The sequence below is a fragment of the Phenylobacterium sp. genome (assembly GCF_036963605.1).
Lineage (GTDB): Bacteria > Pseudomonadota > Alphaproteobacteria > Caulobacterales > Caulobacteraceae > Phenylobacterium.
This window is the reverse complement of record NZ_JBALUY010000125.1, coordinates 1-5,617: the sequence shown is the minus strand read 5'-3', so window position 1 is coordinate 5,617 and position 5,617 is coordinate 1. Positions and strand designations below refer to the sequence as shown.

The window sequence follows — 5,617 nt, the reverse complement described above, 5'->3', positions numbered from 1 at the left end:
GCGATGAACACCGCATCTGCCTTGGCCACCGCAGCCGCCGCCTCGGTCTCGAAGAACAGCCGGCCGGCCGCCACATTGCGCGCCACCAGTCCCTCAAGACCCGGCTCGAAGATCGGAATCCCGCCGGTCCGCAGGCGATCGATCTTGTCGGCGTCCTTGTCGATGCAGGTCACCACATGGCCGAAGTCGGCGAAGCACGCCCCGCTCACCAGGCCCACATAGCCCGTCCCGATCATCGCTACTTGCATGCGTGGGTCCTAGGGTCCTTGAGAGTCGCCGCGGGCAAGGCTCTGCAGGCCACGACGATGTGATAGAAGGAGCTGGCTGGGCATGACTCCTCGGCGAACGTCCCCGCCGCGTCCAGCCGATCCCGCCATGCCCCTCGCGCGGGGGTCTTCAGGTAGCGAGCTAAGCCCTGAGCCGGGGCCAGGGCGTGCTCGCCCAGGATCAGCGCGGCCTTCAGCCATTCGGTCTGGGGCCATAGGCGGGCGTTCGCGTCGCGGACGGTGAAGTCGTCGTTCAGGGCGTTGATGGCGACGCCGCGCTTGGCGTCGACGCCGCGAAGGCCGGCGGCGTAGAGGCGGCGCGCAGCCTGGTGGCAGCGGGCCTCACCGGTCCGCACGGCCCAGCGCTCCAGCAGCCAGGCCCATTCGAACTGATGGCCTGGCTCGATGAGGCGGCCGTCCTCGCCGGGGGCCGGCGCCCAGGCCTCGTCGAAGAATTCCCGCAGGAAGCCGCCCTCGGGGTCGATGAAGCGGGTCAGGGCCAGCTCGACGATCTCGGCGGCCAGGGCCTGCCACTCCGGTCCGCCGCCGCTCTCGGCCCAGGCCATGGCGGCCTCGAGCAGATGCATATGAGCATTGGCCTGGAAGGGATGGGCGCCCTCCTCGCGGAAGCCGCCGGCCGGGTGACGCATGACCTGGAGCGCGGCCAGAAGGCGCTGAGCCTCCGCGGCCAGGTCGGTGTGGCCGGGATCAGCCTGGTTCAGGGTGGCCATGGCCAGCAGGGCGAAGGCCTGATCGTACAGAGCCGCGGTCTCGTCGATCGGCTCGCCCTCGTTCGACACCACCGCGCGGAACAGGCCGTCTGGGCGACGATAGCGGGCCAGGAAATAGTCCATCCCGTGCCAGGCCGCCTGCCGCCAGGGGCCTTGCCAGCCCATCAGGCCGGCGGTGGCGTAGACGAAGGTCTGCCGCGTCTGCACCCGGGAACGCCGCGGCGCCTCCACAGGCGCCCCCTCCGGCGTCAGGGCCTCGCGGAAGCCGCCCCGCACGTGGTCGGCGCCCAAGGCCCACCACAGCGGCAGGGCGCTGGTCTTCAGCCACTGGTCAAACCAGGCCGCAGCCTCGGCCACGGTATGGAACGGCGCCGCCGGCGCCACCGTCTCGCGGCCCTGGGCCTTCAACTGATCGACGGCGGTCTTCACCTGCTGGCTGGACGCCAGGTCGCAGACCAGGACCTGACCGCCATCGACCACCACGGCGAGGTCCTTGGCCCCCACCAGGGTCACCTGCATTCCGGCCGGCGCCCGCACCAGGCAGTCGGTGGATTCGATCATCAGCGCCTCGCCGCGGATGGTGTTGCCTGCGGCGTCCTTGTCGCTGGCCTGCCAGACAGCATCCCAGGCGCCAAGGTCGGACCAGGCGAAGTCCACGGGCAGGACGGCCGCGCGCCGGGTCTTCTCCATGACCGCATAGTCGATGGAGATCTTCGGCGCGGTCCGAAAGGTCTCGGCCAGGACGCTCTGACCCTTGGCGCACGGCTCCACGGCGGCGCGGGCGGCCTCGGCGATGGCCGGGGCGAAGGCCTCCAGCTCGGCCAGGAGCACGTCGGCGGCGACGACGAAGTTGCCGCTGTTCCAAAGGTGTCCGGCCTCGATATAGGCCTGCGCGGTCGCCGCATCAGGCTTCTCGACAAAGGCCTGCACCGGCTTCGCTGGGCCCGGTCCCTCGCCGGGCGAGATATAGCCGTAGGCCGTCGAGGGGCTGGCGGGCCGCATGCCCAGGGTGACGATCTGGCCCAGGCGCGCGGCGTCCACGGCGGTCAGTGCGGCGGCGCGGAAGGCTGCGCCATCGGGCATGTGGTGATCGGCGGCCACCACCACGGCGACGCCTTCAGAGTCGCGGCCCGCGATCCAGGCGCACGCCGCAGCCATGGCCGGCGCCGAATCCCGAGGCTCGGGCTCGAGCAGGACGGTCGCCAAGACTCCGATCTCCGCCAACTGGACGGATATCAGCTCGCCATGGGCGATCCCCGCCACGATGACCATGTCGCCCTCCTGCCCCAGATCGACGACCCTCAGCACCGTCTCCTGGAACATGGAAAGCGCGCCGACCAGGGGCAGAAACTGCTTGGGGTGGGACGGACGCGACGCCGGCCAGAGGCGCGAACCGGAGCCGCCGCACATGATGACGGGATAGATGGCCAACTGAAGTCTTCCCCCGCACTGCGGCGTCTCGCTATGGGAGCCAGATACACCCCCTCGCGCGAAAAAGCGCCGGCTCTCGGTTAGCGTGCAAGTCCCGCGCCGGCCAAGCCTAAAGCCGCTCATTCTGCGCGGCGGCTGCTTATCGGCTGAATTTATTGCGCCCACATCACAGGCGGCCCTGGTTCCTTGCGCGAACTCTGCTCATCCGGCCTGAACGCCTTAGCCGTAAAATGCGCGCCGCCAGGCGACGAACCGCGGTATGCCCTCCTCCAGCGACACCTTGGGCGCATAGCCGGTGAGCGCCGCAAGCCTGGAGATGTCGGCATAGGTGGTCGTCACGTCGCCGGGCTGCATGGGCAGGAACACCTTCTGCGCGCTCTTGCCCAAGGCCCCTTCCAGCACCGCGATCATGTCCATCAGGCCGACGGGCCGGCTGTCGCCGATGTTCAGAATGCGGTTCGCGCCCAGCTCAGGGGGATGGTCCAGAGCGCCGATCACGCCGTCGACGATGTCGTCGATATAGGTGAAGTCCCGGGCCATCTGTCCCTGGCCGAACACTTCGATAGGTTCATCAGCCAGGATCTTCTCGGTGAACGAGAAATAGGCCATGTCGGGTCGGCCCCAAGGGCCATAGACGGTGAAGAACCGCAGGCCGGTCTGCGGGAAGCCATAGAGCTTGCCATAGGCGTGGCTCATCAATTCACAGGCTCGCTTGGTCGCCGCATAGAGCGAGACCGGCGCATCGACGGCGTCCTCCTCGCGAAAACCTGCGCCGGCGCCGGGCCGATCCCCATAGACCGAGCTGGATGAGGCATAGACCAGGTGTTCGAAGCCCCGCGCATGGCGGCAGGCCTCCATCACCGACAGATGTCCCGCCAGGTTAGAGCGCTCATAGGCGAAGGGGTGGTCGATCGAGTAGCGCACGCCGGCCTGGGCCGCTAGATGCACCACGCGCCGCGCCCTGCTCTCCGCCACCAGGGCCGCAAAAGCCGGCGCATCGGCGATGTCCATACGCACCATGCGGAACGCCGGATCGGCCTCCAGCCGGGCCGCCCGCGCCACCTTCAGGGCCGGATCATAATAGGCGTTGAACTCATCGACGCCGACCACGGCCTCGCCGCGGGCCAGCAGGCGCTCGGCCACATGCATGCCGATGAACCCGGCTGCGCCGGTGACGATGACAGGCGCCGGCATGACCAAGCCCCGAACTCCATTTCACGACCGGCTTCAGCGCCGCCGGGCCGCGCAGGGGTCGCATGAAATGGTGGCGAGGTGAAGCTCAGGCCTCGGCCGCCGTCAGTCGGACTTGTGCTGGGGCTTATCCTTGCGGGAGGTGGACGCCATCTCCTCGAGCTCATTCTCGCTCATCGACTTGACCATCGACTTGGAGGCGCCTTTCAGGTCGGACTTCGGGGTATCGCCACGCTTGGCCGACAGGGCGGCGCCGGCGGCCTTTTGCTGGGCGGCGGATTTGGCAGGCATGTCGCATCTCCTGGATAGGTCTAATGCGCAGCCAACCGGCGGCGGCGGCCCGAGGTTCCCGCTCTGTCGAGGCCAAGGTGGTGCGGACGGCGGGAATCGAACCCGCACTTCCTTTCGGAAAACAGATTTTCGTACCACTTCGACTTTCGCCGCCGGCCCGGTCGCCCGGGCTGTTCGTGGTCTGGACTATCCCTTCGCCCTAGCCGCCAGGCCTTAGGCGCCGCCCGTCTAGTCTCTACACCTTCCCCCGGGCAGGCCGGAGGCTTGGCTCGGGATTAGCCTAGGTCGCCCCTTAGCCTTCCCCGAATTTGAGCGGTTCTACGCCGCGGATTTCCCCGCGGGCACTCTGAAGTCAAAGTCTGCTGCGTCTACCAGTTTCGCCACGTCCGCATGGGTCAGGGTCGTGCCACAGCCGCGGGCGACGCGCGAGAGGCAAGTGCGCGAAAGCGCCCGGCGAAAGCCCGGCTTAACCCCGTCCGGCCTAGGTTGAGCGCCTCGCAAGCGGCAACGGACGGATTCAGTGGAACGGCGCAGGTCTCCCCGCCCCTCTGTCCGATCGGTCGAACGCCCCCGGACCAGGGTCGCCGTCCTGGGCGGCCAGATCGACCTGGTGCGTCCCGAAGAGGTGATGGCGATCCTCACCACCTGGGTTTCGGCCGGCGCCCAGCGACTGATCGCCAACCACAATCTGCACAGCCTCTATCTCCTGCGGCAACGCCCCGAGCTGGCGGCCTTCTACGCCGGGGCCGATCTCATCGAGGCGGACTCCACGCCCCTTTTGGCCTTCGCCGGCCTGCTGGGCTTACCGGCGCGGCCATTCCACCGCTGCACCTATCTCGACTGGCGGCCGCATTTCTGGAGCCTGGCCAACCGCCAGGGTTGGAGGGTTTTCTATCTGGGCGGCGCGCCGGGCGTGGCGCAGCAGGCCGCTGAACGCCTGTCGGCCGACTATCCCGGAGCGGTGATCGGCATATGCGACGGCTATTTCAATGCCGAGCCCACCTCGGCCGACAACGCCACCGTCATCGACACGATCAGAGCCTTCGCCCCGGACGTCCTGATGGTGGGGATGGGCATGCCGCGCCAGGAGCTCTGGATCCTCGACAACCGCGCCATCCTGCCGCCCTGCGTCATCCTGCCGGTTGGCGCGGCCTTTGACTATGAGGCCGGGACGCAGAAGGCCGCTCCCCGCTGGATGGGGCGCGCAGGGCTCGAATGGCTCTTCCGTCTGGTGTCAGATCCGAGAAGGCTCTCGCGGCGCTATGGTGTCGAGCCGTGGTCCCTGCTCGGGCCGGCGCTTGCCGATCTCCGCCAGGCTCACCGCGAGGGGCGCCTGGGGCGACGAAAAGGCTCAGGCCGCCTGCCTGTCGCTTAGCCGGTCGGCGAGGCGGCTCCAGTTCAGCGTGGCCTGGATCTGGGCGTAGATGGCGGCAAGCCAGCCGCTCCGGCGCAGGTCGAGGAAGACCTCGTCGCTGAGCGCGCGGAACCGGGCCTCGTCGATGGTGAGAAAGCCTGACAGCGACACCTTGGGGCCGTCGGCCACCTCGACAGTGGCGGTGCGGCCGTCGAGCAGGTCAAGCTCCGTCAGGCGCGCGATAAAAGGAGCGGTGGCGCGCTCGGCTGCCTGGGCCGAGCGGCAGAAGGTCATGGCCGACTCGAGCAGGGCGCTCGGCCTGTCCCCATCGAACAGGGGCTTGCCGATCGTCT

Annotated in this window: 5 protein-coding genes and 1 pseudogene; 1 reads left to right on the top strand and 5 read right to left on the bottom strand. The window is 68.5% G+C overall.

All coding sequences use genetic code 11. The features are described from left to right. From V7702_RS16400 to V7702_RS16385, 4 genes and pseudogenes are all read right to left on the bottom strand, one after another. Window positions 1-248, bottom strand: a pseudogene (locus V7702_RS16400) (UDP-glucose 6-dehydrogenase); the annotation flags it as partial. Next, window positions 239-2,428, bottom strand: coding sequence for an AGE family epimerase/isomerase (locus V7702_RS16395; protein WP_335651150.1), 2,190 nt, complete (start codon window positions 2,426-2,428; stop codon window positions 239-241). The pseudogene V7702_RS16400 and the gene V7702_RS16395, both read right to left, overlap by 10 nt. 219 nt (window positions 2,429-2,647) lie before the next feature. After that, window positions 2,648-3,622, bottom strand: a complete 975-nt coding sequence (locus V7702_RS16390; RefSeq protein WP_335651149.1) for an NAD-dependent epimerase/dehydratase family protein — start codon at window positions 3,620-3,622, stop codon at window positions 2,648-2,650. A 102-nt stretch (window positions 3,623-3,724) separates the two neighbouring features. Then, entirely contained in the window at window positions 3,725-3,910 is a 186-nt protein-coding gene (locus V7702_RS16385; RefSeq protein WP_335651148.1) for a DUF3008 family protein, read from the bottom strand. A 610-nt stretch (window positions 3,911-4,520) separates the two neighbouring features. On the opposite strand from V7702_RS16385, the gene V7702_RS16380 reads away from it, so the two are divergent. Next, on the top strand, window positions 4,521-5,285 hold the full coding sequence (locus V7702_RS16380) for a WecB/TagA/CpsF family glycosyltransferase (protein WP_335651147.1): 765 nt from the start codon (window positions 4,521-4,523) through the stop codon (window positions 5,283-5,285). Here V7702_RS16380 and V7702_RS16375 read toward each other — a convergent pair. Then, window positions 5,262-5,617: SapC family protein (locus V7702_RS16375; protein WP_335651146.1), on the bottom strand; the 356-nt coding region annotated here is incomplete at its 5' end. The genes V7702_RS16380 and V7702_RS16375 overlap by 24 nt on opposite strands.

What these genes read in the sequence shown, in the direction of transcription:
- V7702_RS16385 (WP_335651148.1), bottom strand. Translation starts at nt 3,910, where the DNA reads ATGCCTGCCAAATCCGCCGCCCAGCAAAAGGCCGCCGGCGCCGCCCTG.
- V7702_RS16390 (WP_335651149.1), bottom strand. Translation starts at nt 3,622, where the DNA reads ATGCCGGCGCCTGTCATCGTCACCGGCGCAGCCGGGTTCATCGGCATG.